The sequence below is a fragment of the Vibrio sp. YT-19(2023) genome, from assembly GCF_033337395.1.
Map to the genome: position 1 here is coordinate 12,820 of NZ_JAWOQN010000045.1, position 17,803 is coordinate 30,622.

14 protein-coding genes and 1 pseudogene are annotated in these 17,803 nt (G+C 45.5%); 3 read left to right on the forward strand and 12 right to left on the reverse strand.

Features of this window, described 5'->3' with window-relative positions:
* Positions 1-74: 74 nt before the first annotated feature.
* Positions 75-662: a YjaG family protein gene (locus R7E78_RS21975; RefSeq protein ID WP_158156995.1), complete on the reverse strand. Its 588-nt coding sequence runs from the start codon at positions 660-662 to the stop codon at positions 75-77.
* Positions 663-728: 66 nt separating this feature from the next.
* Here R7E78_RS21975 and R7E78_RS21980 point away from each other — a divergent pair, with 66 nt between their 5' ends.
* Entirely contained in the window at positions 729-1,652 is a 924-nt protein-coding gene (locus R7E78_RS21980; protein ID WP_262607139.1) for a D-2-hydroxyacid dehydrogenase, read from the forward strand.
* Positions 1,653-1,654: 2 nt separating this feature from the next.
* Positions 1,655-2,227, forward strand: coding sequence for a uracil-DNA glycosylase family protein (locus R7E78_RS21985; protein WP_005382518.1), 573 nt, complete (start codon positions 1,655-1,657; stop codon positions 2,225-2,227).
* A 240-nt stretch (positions 2,228-2,467) separates the two neighbouring features.
* Here the strand turns inward: R7E78_RS21985 and hemE are convergent, their stop codons facing one another.
* Both hemE and nudC read right to left on the reverse strand, forming a co-directional pair.
* Positions 2,468-3,535 (reverse strand): uroporphyrinogen decarboxylase, encoded by a 1,068-nt coding sequence (gene hemE / locus R7E78_RS21990; protein WP_262640742.1) that lies wholly within the window; start codon positions 3,533-3,535, stop codon positions 2,468-2,470.
* Positions 3,536-3,782: 247 nt separating this feature from the next.
* Positions 3,783-4,580, reverse strand: a complete 798-nt coding sequence (gene nudC, locus R7E78_RS21995; RefSeq protein WP_017821797.1) for an NAD(+) diphosphatase — start codon at positions 4,578-4,580, stop codon at positions 3,783-3,785.
* A gap of 177 nt (positions 4,581-4,757) precedes the next feature.
* On the opposite strand from nudC, the gene R7E78_RS22000 reads away from it, so the two are divergent.
* Complete coding sequence (locus tag R7E78_RS22000) at positions 4,758-5,249, forward strand: Rsd/AlgQ family anti-sigma factor (RefSeq protein ID WP_005382515.1); 492 nt, start codon at positions 4,758-4,760, stop codon at positions 5,247-5,249.
* A 173-nt stretch (positions 5,250-5,422) separates the two neighbouring features.
* Here the strand turns inward: R7E78_RS22000 and rpoC are convergent, their stop codons facing one another.
* From rpoC to R7E78_RS22045, 9 genes and pseudogenes are all read right to left on the reverse strand, one after another.
* Positions 5,423-9,625: a DNA-directed RNA polymerase subunit beta' gene (gene rpoC, locus R7E78_RS22005; protein ID WP_005382514.1), complete on the reverse strand. Its 4,203-nt coding sequence runs from the start codon at positions 9,623-9,625 to the stop codon at positions 5,423-5,425.
* Positions 9,626-9,729: 104 nt separating this feature from the next.
* Positions 9,730-13,758 carry a DNA-directed RNA polymerase subunit beta gene (rpoB, locus tag R7E78_RS22010; protein WP_262640741.1) on the reverse strand — a complete coding sequence of 1,343 codons (4,029 nt, stop codon included), beginning with the start codon at positions 13,756-13,758 and terminating at the stop codon, positions 9,730-9,732.
* A 252-nt stretch (positions 13,759-14,010) separates the two neighbouring features.
* Complete coding sequence (gene rplL, locus R7E78_RS22015) at positions 14,011-14,379, reverse strand: 50S ribosomal protein L7/L12 (protein WP_005382540.1); 369 nt, start codon at positions 14,377-14,379, stop codon at positions 14,011-14,013.
* A 57-nt stretch (positions 14,380-14,436) separates the two neighbouring features.
* On the reverse strand, positions 14,437-14,931 hold the full coding sequence (gene rplJ / locus R7E78_RS22020; protein ID WP_005382538.1) for a 50S ribosomal protein L10: 495 nt from the start codon (positions 14,929-14,931) through the stop codon (positions 14,437-14,439).
* A 293-nt stretch (positions 14,932-15,224) separates the two neighbouring features.
* Positions 15,225-15,926: a 50S ribosomal protein L1 gene (gene rplA / locus R7E78_RS22025; RefSeq protein ID WP_005384683.1), complete on the reverse strand. Its 702-nt coding sequence runs from the start codon at positions 15,924-15,926 to the stop codon at positions 15,225-15,227.
* Positions 15,927-15,930: 4 nt separating this feature from the next.
* Entirely contained in the window at positions 15,931-16,359 is a 429-nt protein-coding gene (rplK, locus tag R7E78_RS22030) for a 50S ribosomal protein L11 (protein ID WP_005384682.1), read from the reverse strand.
* 164 nt (positions 16,360-16,523) lie between these two features.
* Positions 16,524-17,072 carry a transcription termination/antitermination protein NusG gene (nusG, locus tag R7E78_RS22035; protein WP_005384681.1) on the reverse strand — a complete coding sequence of 183 codons (549 nt, stop codon included), beginning with the start codon at positions 17,070-17,072 and terminating at the stop codon, positions 16,524-16,526.
* 13 nt (positions 17,073-17,085) lie between these two features.
* Positions 17,086-17,466, reverse strand: a complete 381-nt coding sequence (secE, locus tag R7E78_RS22040) for a preprotein translocase subunit SecE (RefSeq protein WP_005384680.1) — start codon at positions 17,464-17,466, stop codon at positions 17,086-17,088.
* A 266-nt stretch (positions 17,467-17,732) separates the two neighbouring features.
* Positions 17,733-17,803: pseudogene (locus tag R7E78_RS22045) on the reverse strand (elongation factor Tu); the annotation flags it as partial.

The following is a 17,803-nucleotide window of genomic DNA, read 5'->3' on the forward strand; positions in this document are numbered from 1 at the left end:
ATTAGGTATAACAGCTTAAACGCACAAACAAAAAAGGCATCCAGTTAGGATGCCTTTTTCTATTTATTCAACGATTAAAGTGCAATACCGATGTTGCTCATACCTTCTTCACGTAGCTCTTCACGCAAATCTTTAATCAAGCTGATGTCACGTTCTACCGCTTCACGCAGCGGACGGAAGATAGCCCACTGGACGTCCCACTCTTCACATACGGCTTCGTTTTCTTTCTGGTTGTCGTTAGTGATTGGCTCTGCGCCTTGTGCTTGCTCTAGATCAGCAACGGTTTGTACCGACTGTTGACTCACTTTAAGCATTGAATCGAAAAGGTAGTCGCGGTCCAATAGACCATGCAGTAACGTAGACAACCCCTGACACGCGTCCATCGCTGGGTAAACGCCGTAAAAATCGAACTCATCCGCACTTGGGAACAACTCTTCTAACTTCTCCAATTGACGTTCGAAGTTAATTTTCGCGTTCTTAACTGTCAAAATTTCCCATACACTATCAAGAATCGCTCGGTAAGCACGCGGGTCAGCAAATTCTGTATTCTCACAAAACATCGCATAGTTTGGATACATGCGTTCACACAGACACGCCATAAAGGTAATTTGTTGCCAAGGTTCTAGTTTTTCTAAACGAACCTGAAGAGGATTCTTAAGCATAGTCACTCAATCATTGAAGAAAAAAACAGCGAAAGTGTACTTGATTCATCACAGGGAAAAAAGTTAATGCCGCATTCAAATCAGATTTTCCTGCTCTCAGAGCATCGCGACACCTACAAAACGTTACTGGCAGAGAAAAATCTGCCCGATCTTTGCCTCACCGACCAACCAGAAGCCGCTCAGATCGTACTAGCGGATCCACCCTTACTATCACAAAGCTTAGACGAGTTTTCACAGCTTGAATGGGTGCAATCCACGTTTGCTGGTGTCAACGCCTTAACATCCCCTAGCCTTCGTCAGGACTATACTCTAACTAACGTTCGAGGCATCTTTGGTCCACTGATTGCTGAATATGTTTTGGGTTACAGTATTGCCCATTACCGTCACTTTGCCCGATACCACCAGCAGCAACAAAACAAACAATGGCAGCCTCACCTGTACACGTCATTAAAAAGTAAAACCATGGTAATTCTTGGTACCGGTAGCATTGGGGGCTATCTGGGCAACGCCGCTAAAGCAATGGGGATAAAAACTATCGGTATTAACCGCACAGGTATCCCTACTCCAGGCGGCGAGTTTCATCAGACCTTTCATATCAATGAACTAAGTAAGGCACTTGAGCAAGCCGACATCGTTGTGAATACTCTACCAAGTACACCTGAGACGCGACAGTTACTTAATCGTCAAACGCTCAGCCAACTAAATCAGGCGTTATTGTTTAACGTAGGTCGTGGCGACGTACTGGATGAGGCAGGGTTGCTCTTCGCTCTGAAAAACCGTTGGGTAGAACACGCCTTCTTAGATGTGTTTGAGCAAGAACCGTTGTCGGTAGAGCATCCATTTTGGAAACTACCGCAAGTCACCATCACTCCACACATTGCTGCGCTGAGTTTTCCCGAGCAAGTCATCGAGATTTTTGCTGACAACTATCTACGCTGGCGCGATGGGTTTTCATTAAATTATCAAGTGGATTTCGAAAAGGGTTACTAAGAATGTCGTTAGACGAGCTATTGCAGCAAGTGAGGGCCTGCCAGATCTGCGCGGATAACTTACCTTTGGGTGCAAACCCTGTCGTGCAAGCAGCAAAAGGGGCACGCATCCTAATCATCGGTCAGGCCCCTGGCACACGTGTACACAAAACCTCGATACCTTGGAATGACCCAAGTGGTGATCGATTACGCCAATGGCTCGATATCGACAAAGACGTTTTCTACGACCCAAATAAAATTGCCATTGTCCCAATGGGATTCTGTTATCCAGGCAAAGGGAACTCTGGTGATTTACCGCCTCGTAAAGAATGTGCGCCCACTTGGCATAAAAAGATTCTTGAGCAGCTGCCCAATATAGAGCTCACTCTACTAATTGGTCAGTACTCGCAGCAGTACTATCTCACCAACAAACCAAAGACGCTCACGCAAACCGTTCAGCAATGGCAAGATTGGGAACCGGACTTTATCCCGCTCCCTCACCCATCTCCACGCAATACATTGTGGTTAAAGAAGAATCCTTGGTTTGAATCTGACGTCGTACCATACCTTAAAAAACGCGTTCACTCGATGCTTTAGGTTACCCATGATCTAATTGCTTGTTTATCTGTACAAGAAAATTAGAACATAAAACCAGAAATTATAAGTATTTGTTTATATTAAATTTTAATGTCTAATGTACAGCTAGAGTAGTAATTAGATCATAGTAGGCCAAATACTACTAGAGCTGTACAGCCTTGAGTCTCAGATAGAAAAAATGAATTTTAGGCAAAAAAATACCGGCACTGAATGCCGGCATTTGATTTCAAAAGATCTAACTTACTTGTGGTATGGCTTAGATAGCTCGTGTACCGCTTCCACAAATACGCCCGCGTTTTCTGGCGGCACATCCAAATGGATACCGTGACCTAGGTTGAACACATGACCAGTACCTGCATCACCAAAACCTTCTAGAATACCCGCGACTTCTTCACAGATACACTCTGGTGAAGCGTAAAGCATTGATGGGTCCATGTTACCTTGCAGAGCTACTTTATCACCGATACGTGCTTTCGCGTCTGCAATGTTGATTGTCCAGTCTAGACCAACCGCATCACAGCCTGTTGCTGCGATTTGCTCAAGCCACATGCCGCCATTCTTAGTAAACAGTGTGACTGGCACGCGACGACCGTCGTTTTCACGAATCAGACCATCTACAATCTTGTGCATGTATTGCAGTGAGAACAGATTGTAATCACGAGGCGTTAGTACGCCACCCCATGTGTCAAATACCATTACCGATTGCGCACCCGCTTTAATTTGCGCGTTTAAGTACTCGATAACGCTGTCTGCCAGCTTATCTAGAAGTAGGTGCAGAGTTTGTGGTTCCGCGTACATCATCTTCTTGATCTTGGTAAACGCTTTAGAGCTACCACCTTCGATCATGTACGTCGCAAGAGTCCAAGGGCTACCAGAAAAACCAATCAGCGGCACTTCACCCTTCAGGTCTTTACGGATCTGGCGTACTGCGTTCATTACGTATTGCAGTTCACCTTCAGGATCTGGCAAACCAATTTTTTCCACGTCGGCTTTGCATGTAATTGGGTTATCAAAAACAGGTCCTTCACCCGCAGCAAAACGCAAACCAAGCCCCATTGCATCTGGAATCGTTAAGATGTCCGAGAATAAGATCGCGGCATCAAGAGGAAAACGGCGTAATGGTTGAAGTGTCACTTCGGATGCTAATTCTGCATTTCGACACAAAGACATGAAATCACCCGCTTCTGCACGAGTCGCTTTGTATTCTGGTAGGTAACGACCTGCCTGGCGCATCATCCATACTGGCGTGTAATCTACCGGCTCTTTTAAAAGCGCACGCAGATAACGATCATTTTTTAATTCAGTCATTCCGTAATTCCAACTGTTAGGCTTTCTGTGAAAGGAGGTATTCTATCACTGATTTAAGTCCAATAGCTGTGTGCTTTGCAACCTGGATCAAGTTATTAACTTTTAAATCAATGCTTAATTTGCACCCAATCGGTATCAGTGTTAAAAATTTGTTCGCTAGCGAAAACTACAATTATAAACTGAGTACTTAGTACTCAGCATCTCATAACGACATCTTACTTACCCCCTCCCTCTCGGAGGGTTTTTTTTATCTATTTATCAGATAATTAGAGTCTATATCTTTCAGCGTTTGTTCGATAAGTGCTCTTGCAATCGTTCCTTTAGGCGCAACAGGCGGCATCTCATCGATACCAAACCATTGTGCATCAGACAGCTCAGTGTAGTCTGGACTTAACTCTCCGGATTCATAATCAGCTAAAAACCCCATCATCATACTGGATGGGAAAGCCCAAGGCTGGCTGCCAAAGTAGCGAATATTTTTAACGAGAATTCCCGTTTCTTCATGAATTTCTCGAGCCACGCACTCTTCTAATGTCTCACCGACTTCTAGAAAACCCGCAATAACCGTATACATACCATTTCGATGCCTTGGATGTTGGGCTAATAAGATCTGATTTTCTTTACGTACAGCAACGATAATACACGGAAATATTCTAGGATAATGAAGGGTGCGACATTCACCACACTGCATGGCTAACTGGTTATTATTAAGAAAGTTTCTTCCTCCGCACTGTGGACAAAAGCGCAAACTTTGCGTCATGTGCCCATATTGCACAGCTTTACTTAACAACATAAATAATGGCTCAGGAAAATGCAGGCAGTCACGCAGGGATACTAAAGGTAGATCATGCTCTAAATCGGCCAAGTTAAGCCACATGACGGGCGAACCAGAATACTCACCAATGGGTCTTGCACTCGTTACTGGCAGTGATAACTGCTCTGCAGACCCGAAGGGCACAGCACCATCCACCAGCCAAATTTCACTTCCTGCAACAACACACCAGTATGCATTTATCGCGCGGTTAACATCACCTTTTCTTAACATTACACCATCCCTTTGCTTGAAGTTCGTTCATTTTACTGGCAATCTAATTTCATACTAGAGTTTATCGTTAAGTAAATGTGCACTCTAAATTCTAGTAAGGACAAGAGTTTGTAATAACTTTACTAACTTTGCTTTGCAAAGGATACGTTCGCCGATGGGCGATCAGATCATGAGGGCATGGTCATGCTAAGAAAATTCAAACAAACACAAGACCAGTGGGGTGGCTCAAGTGATGTCATTGATCACTGGTTAGAGACACGACAATCCCTGATTGTTGAATATTGTAAGCTTGCAGCGCTGCAACCTTGTTCGAAAACCAATGTTATTGAACTCCCATCTCCTTCCGAACTGCAGGATTTCTGTCAGCACCTCGTTGATTACATCTCCGAAGGCCACTTTAAAATTTATGACATGGTTATGGACCGTTGGAAAGCAACCGGCTTTGTCGTGACTAATGAGATCAATCAAACCTATGGTCAAATTGTTCTAACGACTGAACCATTATTGAACTTTAACGATAAGTACTCAGAAGTGACTGAAGATGATGAATTAAATGATTTCGATTCTGATATGTGTCTCATTGGAGAAATTCTTGAGACTCGCTTTGAAGTCGAGGACTATCTGATACAGCAAATCGCAGAAAGCCTGTCTATGCCACCTGGAGCTTAGTATTTGCAAACATTCAGAAATAGAGTGAGAGAAAAGACTGACGATCATCGTCGGTCTTTTTTGTTTCTAGCTTTATCGAAAATCCCACCGGAAGAACAAAGTAGTATAAAAAACTAAAAAGGCACCCGAAGGTGCCTTTTTCTTAAGCTTTTAACGATTACTCGTTATATGACTTACTCTTCAGAAGAGAAACCAGCGTTTAGAAGTGCCGCTAGGTTATCCGTTGCTTGCTCAGCAGAAGGACCATCTTGCGCTTCAGAACGTTTAGCTTGACGCTCTTGGTGGTATGCGAAACCAGTACCAGCTGGGATCAGACGACCAACAATTACGTTCTCTTTCAGACCACGTAGGTCATCACGCTTACCAGAAACCGCAGCTTCTGTTAGTACGCGAGTTGTCTCCTGGAACGATGCCGCAGAGATGAACGACTCAGTCGCTAGAGATGCTTTAGTAATACCTAGTAGTTCACGTTCGAAACGTGCAGGCTCTTTGCCTTCAGCTTCTAGGTTACGGTTAGCAATCTTAACTTGTGAGTACTCAATCTGTTCACCAGGTAGGAACTCAGAGTCACCAGAGTGAGTAATAGTACACTTACGTAGCATCTGACGAACGATAGTTTCAATGTGCTTATCGTTAATCTTAACGCCTTGTAGACGGTAAACTTCCTGTACTTCGTTAGCAATGTACTGCGTTACCGCGTGTACGCCACGTAGACGTAGGATGTCATGTGGAGACTCTGGACCATCTGCGATCACATCACCACGTTCAACTTTTTCACCTTCGAATACGTTCAACTGACGATGCTTAGGAATCATCTCTTCGTAAGCTTCACCGCTTTCACGTGTGATCACTAGGCGACGTTTACCTTTCGTCTCTTTACCAAAGCTCACAGTACCTGTGTGCTCAGCAAGGATTGCAGGCTCTTTCGGCTTACGTGCTTCAAATAGGTCAGCAACTCGTGGAAGACCACCGGTGATATCTTTGTTACCGCCAGACTTCTGAGGAATACGTGCTAGTGTTGCACCAACACCTACTGCTGCGCCATCTTCGATGTTCACAATCGCTTTACCAGGTAGGAAGTAGTGAGCTGGCATATCAGTACCAGGGATCATTACATCGTTACCTTGCTCGTCAACAAGTTTGATAGCTGGACGCATATCTTTACCTGCTGAAGGGCGAGCTGCTGGGTCAGTTACTTCGCTTGAAGATAGACCAGTTAGGTCATCAGTTTGACGAGATACTGTTACGCCGTCGATCATATCTACGAACTGGATGCGACCTGCTACCTCAGTAATGATAGGTAGTGTGTGCGCTTCCCAGTTTGCAACTGTTTCGCCAGCTTGAACTGTATCACCATCGCCTTTGCTTAGTAGCGTACCGTAAGGCAGTTTGTGTTTCTCTTTAGTACGACCAAACTCATCAACGATAGTTAACTCTGTCGCACGAGAAGTGATAACGATCTTACCGTCATCAGCCAATACAGATTTAGCGTTGTGTAGCTTGATAGAACCGTTGTTCTTAACTTGAACACTGTTCTCTGCCGCTGCTGTCGATGCCGCACCACCGATGTGGAACGTACGCATCGTTAGCTGTGTACCTGGCTCACCGATAGACTGAGCAGCAATAACACCCACTGCTTCACCTTGGTTCACTAGGTGACCACGTGCTAGGTCACGACCGTAACATTGTGCACAACAACCGAAGTCAGAATCACACGTTACTACAGAGCGCACTTTCATGCTGTCTACTGAGTTCTCTTCCATGATTTGACACCACTTCTCATCGATCAGGGTGTTACGTGGAATAAGAACGTCTTCAGTGCCAGGTTTTAGTACGTCTTCAGCAACAACACGACCAAGAGCAAGCTCAGAAAGTGCAACTTTAACATCACCACCCTCGATGTGAGGCATCATGTCGACACCTTCGTGAGTGCCACAGTCATGTTCAGTTACAACAACGTCTTGAGCAACGTCTACTAGACGACGAGTTAGGTAACCCGAGTTCGCTGTTTTCAGTGCCGTATCCGCAAGACCCTTACGAGCACCGTGCGTTGAGATAAAGTACTGAAGTACGTTTAGACCTTCTTTAAAGTTAGCTGTGATCGGCGTTTCGATGATTGAACCATCTGGACGCGCCATCAGACCACGCATACCCGCAAGCTGACGAATCTGTGCTGCAGAACCACGAGCGCCCGAGTCCGCCATCATATAGATGCTGTTGAATGACTCTTGCTGTTCCTCTTCACCGTCACGGTTAACTACCGTTTCAGAAGAAAGGTTTTCCATCATTGCTTTCGCAACACGGTCGTTGGTCGATGCCCAGATATCGATAACTTTGTTGTAGCGTTCGCCCGCAGTAACAAGACCTGATTGGTACTGTTCCTGGATTTCACGTACTTCTTCTTCCGCTTCTGCGATTTCAGTGTACTTAGCTGCTGGTACAACCATATCGTCGATACCAACAGATACACCAGAAAGTGCCGCGTATGCGAAACCTGTGTACATGATTTGGTCAGCGAAGATTACTGTGTCTTTCAGACCTAGTTTACGGTACGCCTCGTTAAGTAGGTTAGAGATTTGCTTCTTACCTAGCTTTTGGTTAACGATGCTGTACGGTAGACCAGCTGGCACGATTTGCCATAGCATTGCACGACCAACAGTGGTGTCTACCATCTTGGTTTCTGTAGTGCTGTTGCCGTCTTCGTCTACAACAGTTTCTGTAATACGTACTTTAACGCGTGCGTGAAGCTCAGCTTGTTTAGTGCGGTATGCTTTCTCAGCCTCTTCTGGGCCAGAAAGGTACATGCCTTCACCTTTCACGTTGATCTTTTCACGAGTCATGTAGTACAGACCCAATACAACGTCCTGAGAAGGTACGATGATCGGATCACCTGACGCTGGCGACAGAATGTTGTTTGTCGACATCATCAGAGTACGAGCTTCAAGCTGTGCCTCTAGAGTTAGAGGTACGTGAACCGCCATTTGGTCACCATCAAAGTCCGCGTTGTACGCCGCACAAACAAGTGGGTGTAGCTGAATCGCTTTACCTTCGATCAGTACTGGTTCGAACGCCTGGATACCTAGACGGTGAAGTGTAGGTGCACGGTTCAATAGTACTGGGTGTTCACGGATTACTTCGTCTAGGATATCCCAAACGACCGCTTCTTCACGCTCTACCATTTTCTTAGCAGCTTTGATTGTAGTCGCAAGACCACGAGTCTCTAGCTTGCTGTAGATGAATGGTTTGAATAGCTCAAGTGCCATCTTCTTAGGAAGACCACACTGGTGTAGACGCAGGTATGGACCTACTGTGATTACAGAACGGCCAGAGTAGTCTACACGTTTACCTAGAAGGTTCTGACGGAAACGACCTTGTTTACCCTTGATCATATCAGCAAGAGATTTCAGAGGACGCTTGTTAGAACCTGTGATCGCACGACCACGACGACCGTTATCTAGTAGCGCATCAACAGACTCTTGCAGCATACGTTTTTCGTTACGTACGATGATGTCCGGAGCAGCTAGCTCTAGAAGACGCTTCAAACGGTTGTTACGGTTGATCACACGACGGTATAGATCGTTAAGATCAGAAGTCGCAAAGCGACCGCCATCTAGAGGTACTAGAGGACGTAGATCTGGCGGAAGTACTGGAAGTACAGTTAGGATCATCCACTCAGGGTTGTTACCCGATGCGATGAACGCTTCTACCAGCTTAAGACGCTTAGTTACTTTCTTACGCTTAGTTTCAGAGTTTGTTGTCTCTAACTCTTCACGCATTTGTTCTGCTTCAGCGTGCATATCCATAGAACCTAGTAGGTCCTTGATAGCTTCCGCACCCATCTTAGCAGTGAACTCGTCGCCCCACTCTTCTAGACGATCTAGATACTCTTCTTCAGTAAGCATCTGACCTTTTTCTAGATCAGTCATACCAGGCTCTGTTACTACGTACATTTCGAAGTACAGAACGCGTTCGATATCACGTAGAGGGATATCCATTAGTAGACCGATACGAGACGGTAGCGATTTTAGGAACCAGATGTGAGCTACTGGTGAAGCCAGTTCAATGTGGCCCATACGGTCACGACGAACTTTAGTTTGTGTAACTTCTACACCACACTTCTCACAGATAACACCACGGTGCTTCAGGCGCTTGTACTTACCACAAAGACATTCGTAGTCTTTAACTGGACCAAAGATACGCGCACAGAACAGACCATCGCGTTCAGGTTTGAACGTACGATAGTTGATCGTTTCAGGTTTTTTAACTTCACCGAAAGACCATGAACGGATCATGTCTGGTGAAGATAGACCGATTTTGATTGCATCAAATTCTTCGGTCTTATGCTGTGCTTTTAGAAAGTTTAATAAGTCTTTCACAATCAGCTCCTGTAAGGAGTTAAAAGGAGCTCACTCGCTAAAGTGAGCACCTTCTTCCAAATAATCGCTTTGATTCTCTCGACTTTCATCAAGAGAGAAAAGGATTACTCTTCGTCTTCTAGCTCGATGTTGATACCTAGCGAGCGGATCTCTTTCAACAGTACGTTGAACGATTCTGGCATGCCAGGTTCCATGCTGTGGTTACCGTCTACGATGTTCTTGTACATCTTAGTACGGCCGTTAACGTCATCCGACTTAACCGTTAGCATTTCTTGTAGCGTGTAAGCAGCACCGTATGCTTCTAGTGCCCATACTTCCATCTCACCGAAACGCTGACCACCGAACTGAGCTTTACCACCTAGTGGCTGCTGAGTTACTAGGCTGTACGAACCAGTTGAACGAGCGTGCATCTTGTCATCAACAAGGTGGTTCAGTTTCAGCATGTACATGTAACCAACAGTTACAGGACGCTCAAACGCATCACCTGTGCGACCATCAAACAGTGTTAACTGACCTGATGTTGGTAGATCTGCTAGCTCAAGAAGTGCTTTGATTGACTCTTCTGGAGCGCCATCAAATACAGGAGTCGCGATTGGTAGACCGCCACGCAAGTTCTTGATCAGAGTACGTACTTCATCATCAGATAGAGAAGCAATGTCTACTTTCTGGCGAGTGTCGCCTAGATCGTAAACTTTTTGTAGGAACTCGCGGAATTTCGCTAGTTCTTGCTGCTCTTTAACCATCTGGTTGATCTTGTCACCGATACCTTTCGCTGCCAGACCTAAGTGTACTTCTAGGATCTGACCGATGTTCATACGCGAAGGTACACCCAGTGGGTTAAGTACGATGTCTACAGGCTGACCTTTCTCATCGTATGGCATGTCTTCAACAGGGTTGATCTTAGAGATTACACCCTTGTTACCGTGACGACCCGCCATCTTATCACCAGGCTGAATGCGACGTTTAACCGCTAGGTAAACCTTAACGATCTTCAGGACGCCAGGTGCTAAATCATCACCTTGAGTGATCTTACGACGCTTAGTTTCGAACTTCTTATCGAAGTCAGCTTTTAGCTCATCCCACTGCTCAGCAAGTTGCTCAAGCTGAGTTTGTAGTGCGTCATCTTCTAGCGTTAGTTCTAGCCACTTCTTACGATCAGTTGTGTCTAGTTTCGCTTCAGAGTAACCGCCTTCAATCAATACAGCTTTAACACGGTTTAGAAGGCCGCCCTCAAGAATCTGGAATTCTTCAGTTAGGTCTTTCTTCGCTTCTTTAAGCTGCATCTGTTCGATTTCAAGCGCACGCTTGTCTTTCTCTACGCCATCGCGAGTAAAGACTTGAACGTCGATGATCGTACCTGATACAGAGTTAGGTACACGTAGTGAAGTATCTTTAACGTCAGATGCTTTTTCACCGAAGATTGCACGTAGTAGCTTCTCTTCAGGCGTTAGCTGAGTTTCACCTTTAGGTGTAACTTTACCAACTAGGATGTCGCCACCCTTAACTTCAGCACCGATGTAAACGATACCTGACTCGTCTAGTTTAGACAGAGCAGACTCACCTACGTTTGGAATATCCGCTGTGATCTCTTCAGAACCAAGCTTAGTATCACGCGCCACACAAGTCAGTTCTTGGATGTGGATAGTCGTGAAACGGTCTTCTTGAACTACGCGCTCAGATACTAAGATCGAGTCTTCGAAGTTGTAACCGTTCCAAGGCATGAACGCGATACGCATGTTTTGACCAAGCGCTAGTTCACCAAGGTCTGTTGAAGGACCATCAGCAAGAACGTCACCGCGTGATACAGGCTCACCTGGCATCACACATGGGCGCTGGTTAATACATGTGTTCTGGTTAGAACGTGTGTATTTAGTCAGGTTGTAGATGTCGATACCAGCTTCACCTGGTACTAGCTCTTCTTCGTTAACTTTAACAACGATACGAGAAGCATCTACTGACTGGATTACACCACCACGTTTAGCAACTGCAGTTACACCTGAGTCAACGGCTACGTTACGTTCAATACCAGTACCAACAAGCGGTTTGTCAGCTTTCAGTGTTGGAACTGCCTGACGTTGCATGTTCGCACCCATCAATGCACGGTTCGCATCATCGTGTTCTAGGAACGGGATAAGCGATGCAGCGATAGATACAACCTGGTTTGTCGCAACGTCCATGTACTGAGCGTGCTCACGAGGGTGTAGACCAGATTCACCTTTCTGACGAGCTGTGATCAGCTCATCTGCAAAAGTACCATCTTCGTTTAGCTTAGCGTTCGCCTGTGCGATAACGAATTGGCCTTCTTCGATTGCAGATAGGTAATCTACTTCGTCTGTTACTACGCCATCTACAACGCGACGGTATGGTGTCTCTAGGAAACCGTACTCGTTACAACGCGCAAACGCAGATAGAGAGTTGATCAGACCGATGTTTGGACCTTCAGGCGTTTCGATAGGACATAGACGACCGTAGTGAGTTACGTGTACGTCACGTACTTCGAAGCCAGCACGTTCACGAGTTAGACCGCCAGGACCCAATGCAGAAATACGACGCTTGTGCGTTACTTCTGATAGCGGGTTGTTTTGGTCCATGAACTGTGAAAGCTGTGAAGAGCCAAAGAATTCTTTAACTGCCGCAGAAATTGGCTTCGCGTTGATCAAGTCTTGAGGCATGATTGCGTCAAGATCGCCTAGGCTTAGACGCTCTTTAACTGCACGCTCAACACGTACTAGACCTACACGGAACTGGTTCTCAGCCATTTCGCCTACAGAACGGATACGACGGTTGCCTAGGTGGTCGATATCGTCCACTTCGCCCTTACCGTTACGGATCGCGATCAGCTTCTTCATCACTTCGATGATATCAGTTTCATCAAGTGTGCCTTGCTCTTGAGCATCTTCACGGCCGATAGAGCTGTTGAACTTCATACGACCAACAGTCGATAGATCGTAACGCTCTTCAGAGAAGAATAGGCTTTCGAATAGAGCTTCTGCAGCTTCTTTTGTTGGCGGCTCACCAGGGCGCATCATGCGGTAGATTTCTACCAATGCAGAAATACGATCAACCGTGCTGTCGATACGTAGTGTTTCTGAAATGAATGGACCGTGGTCTAGATCGTTCGTGAATAGAACTTCTAGCGCTTTGTGGCCAGCCTGAGATAGGTTCGCTAGTGCTTCCAGGCTGATTTCCTGGTTAGCGTTAACAATGATCTCGCCTGTTGCTTCATTGATGTAATCTTTTGATGCAACTTTACCTACGATGTACTCAACTGGTACTTCGATGTGATCAACACCATCTTTTTCTAGTTGGCGGATATGACGAGCTGTTACGCGACGACCTTGCTCAACGTAAACTTTACCATTTGCTTCGATGTCGAATGACGCAGTTTCACCACGTAGACGATCAGGAACCAACTCCATCAATAGAGTTTGGTCTTTCACTTCGAAGTTCACTTTCTCGAAGAAGATATCTAGGATTTCTTCTGTCGACTTACCTAGTGCACGAAGGATGATCGATGCTGGTAGCTTACGACGGCGGTCGATACGAACGTACAAGTTATCCTTAGGATCAAACTCGAAATCAAGCCATGAACCACGGTAAGGAATAACACGTGCGTTGTATAAAACTTTACCTGAAGAGTGGGTCTTACCCTTATCGCTGTCGAAGAACACGCCTGGGCTTCGGTGCAGCTGGGATACGATAACCCTCTCGGTACCGTTGATTACGAAGGTACCATTGTCTGTCATGAGTGGAATTTCACCCATGTAGACTTCTTGTTCTTTAATGTCTTTTACAGTACCTGCTGGCGCGTCTTTATCAAAGATAACTAGGCGTAGTTTTACACGTAGTGGCTTTGAGTAAGTTACACCGCGGATTTGACATTCTTTAACGTCAAAAACTGGCTCACCAAGACGGTAGCTAACGTATTGCAGCTCAGAATTGCCGTTGTAGCTCTGAATCGGGAATACAGAACGGAAAGCGGCTTCAAGACCGTATTGACCTTCAGGATCCTGTTCGATAAATTTGTCGAACGAATCGAGCTGGATCGATAGCAGGTATGGAATGTCCAAAACTTGTGGACGAGTACCAAAGTCCTTACGGATGCGCTTTTTCTCGGTATAAGAGTAAACCATGGGGTTCCTCAGCTCGCTGATAAGTGACCCAAACTGTCCGCCCGCTCCTAGTTACTTAAGGGGGGTAAAGGACAGTGACTAATATAGCTGTTTACTGTAGTGACATTTCATTTCGTAAGAATGAAATGTTTTTTGCATGGATATCAGGCGCTTAAACAGCGGGAAAATTCGCCTATACCCTACAGCGCAAAAAGGCCGGTGGTTAAAAAACCACCAGCCAATTAGCCGTTAGGCTAAGAAACTATGCAATAATTACTTAACAGCAACAGTTGCACCAGCTTCTTCTAGCTGAGCTTTAAGAGCTTCAGCTTCTGCTTTCTCAACACCTTCTTTAAGAGGTGCTGGAGCGCCGTCTACTAGAGCTTTAGCTTCTTTAAGACCTAGGCCAGTTGCGCCACGTACTGCTTTGATTACAGCAACTTTGTTACCGCCAGCAGCTTCTAGGATTACGTCGAATTCAGTTTGCTCAGCAGCAGCTTCGCCTGCAGCAGCGCCGCCAGCTACAACAGCAGCAGCAGCAGAAACACCGAATTTCTCTTCCATTGCTTCGATTAGTTCAACAACTTGCATTACAGACATTTCTGCAACTGCGTCTAGGATTTGCTCGTTAGTAATAGACATAACAATTCTCTTTTAAGTCAACAATAAGTTTATTAAGCAACCAGTAAAAAGCAAGGCTTATGCCGCTGCTTCTTGTTTTTGATCGCGGATAGCTGCGATAGTACGCGCCAGCTTGCCAGCCGAAGCTTCTTTCATGCACATCATTAGGCGTGCAATTGCTTCGTCGTAAGTTGGTAGTGTTGCTAGTACTTCAGCGTCAGTTAAAGCGCCTTCAAATGCAGCAGCTTTGATCTCGAAATCTTTGTTCTCTTTAGCGAAGTCTTTGAAAAGACGCGCTGCAGCACCTGGGTGCTCATTAGAGAATGCGATTAGAGTAGGACCAGTGAAAGTGTCAGTTAGACACTCGTACTCAGTACCTTCAACCGCACGACGAGCAAGAGTGTTACGAACAACTCTCATGTAAACGCCAGCTTCACGAGCTTGTTTACGTAGAGAAGTCATCGCGCCAACTTGAACGCCACGAGAATCAGCTACAACTGCAGAAAGTGCACCACTGGCAGCTTCGTTGACTTCAGCAACAATTGCTTTTTTGTCTTGAAGGTTTAAAGCCATCTTGGATTTACTCCTGGTTGTCGTTACACCACTCACTATCATCACGACAGTGAGAGCTATTGAGGTGCTTCCCCAGAAGAAAGTTAACTATATTACATAGAGCTTTCTGTCAGTTCGGGCACCATCTACGTAGGATAATTAAGTTTGCTTTTACACAAACACCTACGGTCTTGGACGGAGACTGGGTCTTAATTCATTTCGAACTAGGAGACAGTTCAAAGAACCAAAGTTCAGCCCCAACCACAAATATTAGGCGCAAAATTATACACTAATTTTGCGCCTAAGCAAATAAATTATGCTTGAGTGTTCAGGCTAGCCTGATCAACAGCAACACCAGCACCCATAGTAGTAGAGATGCTTACTTTCTTCAGGAAAGTACCTTTCGCTGAAGATGGCTTAGCTTTCTTCAGAGCAACTAGAAGTGCTTCTAGGTTCTCTTTGATCTGCTCAGCAGAGAAGTTTGCTTTACCGATAGTAGTGTGGATGATGCCGTTTTTGTCGTTACGGTAACGAACCTGACCAGCTTTAGCGTTTTTAACTGCTTCAGCAACGTTAGGAGTTACAGTACCAACTTTAGGGTTTGGCATAAGACCGCGAGGACCTAGGATAGTACCTAGTTGACCTACAACGCGCATTGCATCTGGAGAAGCAACAACTACGTCAAAGTTCATTTCGCCTTTCTTAACTTGCTCAGCAAGATCTTCCATACCTACGATGTCTGCGCCAGCTTCTTTAGCTGCTTCAGCGTTAGCACCTTGAGTGAACACTGCAACGCGGATTTCGCGGCCAGTACCGTGAGGTAGTACAGTTGCACCACGTACGTTCTGGTCAGATTTACGAGCATCAATGCCAAGGTTAACAGCAACGTCTACAGACTCAACGAATTTAGCAGTCGCTAGTTCTTGAAGAAGAGCAACAGCTTCGTTGATTTCGTATTCTTTAGTTACGTCAACTTTTTCGCGGATTACGCGCATGCGCTTAGTTAGTTTTGCCATCTTATTAACCCTCTACCACTAGGCCCATTGAACGAGCAGTACCAGCGATAGAACGCTTCATCGCTTCGATGTCAGCACCAGTCATATCAGCAGCTTTAGTTTCTGCGATTTCTTGGATTTGAGCGTCAGTTACAGTACCAACTTTTTCAGTGTTTGGACGACCTGAACCAGACTTAACGCCAGCAGCTTTCTTAAGAAGAACAGCAGCAGGTGGAGTCTTAGTTACGAACGTGAAAGAACGGTCGCTGTATACTGTGATAACTACTGGAGTTGGTAGACCTTTCTCAATAGATTCTGTTTTTGCGTTGAACGCTTTACAGAATTCCATGATGTTCACACCGTGTTGACCTAGTGCAGGACCTACTGGTGGACTAGGGTTAGCCATACCAGCAGCAACTTGTAGCTTGATGTAAGCTTCAACTTTCTTAGCCATGATAATTCCTAAGTTTGGGTACAAACGCTAATCGCGGATCAGCTCCCCGTTTGTGTAAGAAACTTTTTACTTCACTTGAAGTAAAAAGGCGCGAAATTATAGTCATAATCCGCGCCTTATACAACCCTAAAAAGGTGATTTTTTATACTCTTTAACGAAGAGTCTTAGTCCAGCTTTTCAACCTGACCAAATTCAAGCTCAACTGGTGTCGCACGACCAAAGATCGATACAGACACTTTCAGGCGGCTCTTCTCGTAATCCACTTCTTCAACCGTACCGTTGAAGTCAGCAAATGGACCTTCGTTAACACGTACCACTTCACCCGCTTCGTACATTGTACGCGGACGAGGCGCTTCACTCGCTTTCTCAAGACGATTAAGAATCGCGTCAGCCTCTTTATCCGTGATAGGTGCCGGACGGTCTGAGGTACCACCAATGAAGCCCATGACACGCGGCACACTGCGTACTAGGTGCCATGATTCATCGTTCATAATCATCTGAACAAGGACGTAACCTGGGAAGAACTTACGCTCAGATTTGCGACGCTGACCCGCGCGCATTTCCACTACTTCTTCAGTAGGAACCAGTACTTCACCGAATAGCTCTTCCATGCCGTGCATTTTGATATGCTCGCGCAGAGATTGAGCTACACGACCTTCAAATCCAGAGAAGGCTTGAACCACATACCAGCGTTTTTTTGGAGCTTCACTCATGAATAAAAACCCTCTATACCCCAGTTGCTAGAGCTACTAGACGAACCATAATTCCGTCAATACCCCATAGCACTAGAGCCATTACAATACTTACAGCTAAAACGATCAGTGTTGTTTGCATGGTTTCTTGGCGAGTAGGCCAAACAACTTTACGTACTTCCATACGAGATTCTTTTGCAAAACTGATCGCTGCTTTACCTTTAGTCGTTGTTGCTGCAACGCCTAAGGCAGCTGCAATAAGAACAACAACGCCTGCAGCACGAACCACTACAGACATTTCACCATACAGGTAATTACCCACAACAGCGGCAGCTGCCAATACGAAAGCGGCTACCCACTTAAACGTATCTGCTGCGTTTGAGCTATCAGGAGTTTCAGCATTATTTGCTTTCATAAAACCAACCTGTTACAAGTCTTAATATAGACGACAACAACCCCGCTGTTGCAGGGCAAACTCCATATCGCTGAAAAAATCAGCGTACTCTTCTTAAGATTAAGCCTCTTTGCTTAATCTTGCTCTGCGCCCAACCCACTTCTGAACAAGAAAACAGCAAAAATAATGTTGAGTGCAGAAAAAGGGCATCAAATGATGCCCTTTTTGCTACTGGTTCGTCAAATCTAATTCAAGATTTTCCGAAAGCATCGCTAATTCGCTATGAATTAGTCGAAGATCTTAGCAACAACACCAGCACCTACTGTACGGCCACCTTCACGGATCGCGAAACGTAGAC

Coding starts and splice junctions, on each gene's coding strand:
- R7E78_RS21975 (WP_158156995.1), bottom strand. CDS start 662: ATGCTTAAGAATCCTCTTCAGGTTCGTTTAGAAAAACTAGAACCTTGG.
- R7E78_RS21980 (WP_262607139.1), top strand. CDS start 729: ATGCCGCATTCAAATCAGATTTTCCTGCTCTCAGAGCATCGCGACACC.
- R7E78_RS21985 (WP_005382518.1), top strand. CDS start 1,655: ATGTCGTTAGACGAGCTATTGCAGCAAGTGAGGGCCTGCCAGATCTGC.
- hemE (WP_262640742.1), bottom strand. CDS start 3,535: ATGACTGAATTAAAAAATGATCGTTATCTGCGTGCGCTTTTAAAAGAG.
- nudC (WP_017821797.1), bottom strand. CDS start 4,580: ATGTTAAGAAAAGGTGATGTTAACCGCGCGATAAATGCATACTGGTGT.
- R7E78_RS22000 (WP_005382515.1), top strand. CDS start 4,758: ATGGTCATGCTAAGAAAATTCAAACAAACACAAGACCAGTGGGGTGGC.
- rpoB (WP_262640741.1), bottom strand. CDS start 13,758: ATGGTTTACTCTTATACCGAGAAAAAGCGCATCCGTAAGGACTTTGGT.
- rplL (WP_005382540.1), bottom strand. CDS start 14,379: ATGTCTATTACTAACGAGCAAATCCTAGACGCAGTTGCAGAAATGTCT.
- rplJ (WP_005382538.1), bottom strand. CDS start 14,931: ATGGCTTTAAACCTTCAAGACAAAAAAGCAATTGTTGCTGAAGTCAAC.
- rplA (WP_005384683.1), bottom strand. CDS start 15,926: ATGGCAAAACTAACTAAGCGCATGCGCGTAATCCGCGAAAAAGTTGAC.
- rplK (WP_005384682.1), bottom strand. CDS start 16,359: ATGGCTAAGAAAGTTGAAGCTTACATCAAGCTACAAGTTGCTGCTGGT.
- nusG (WP_005384681.1), bottom strand. CDS start 17,072: ATGAGTGAAGCTCCAAAAAAACGCTGGTATGTGGTTCAAGCCTTCTCT.
- secE (WP_005384680.1), bottom strand. CDS start 17,466: ATGAAAGCAAATAATGCTGAAACTCCTGATAGCTCAAACGCAGCAGAT.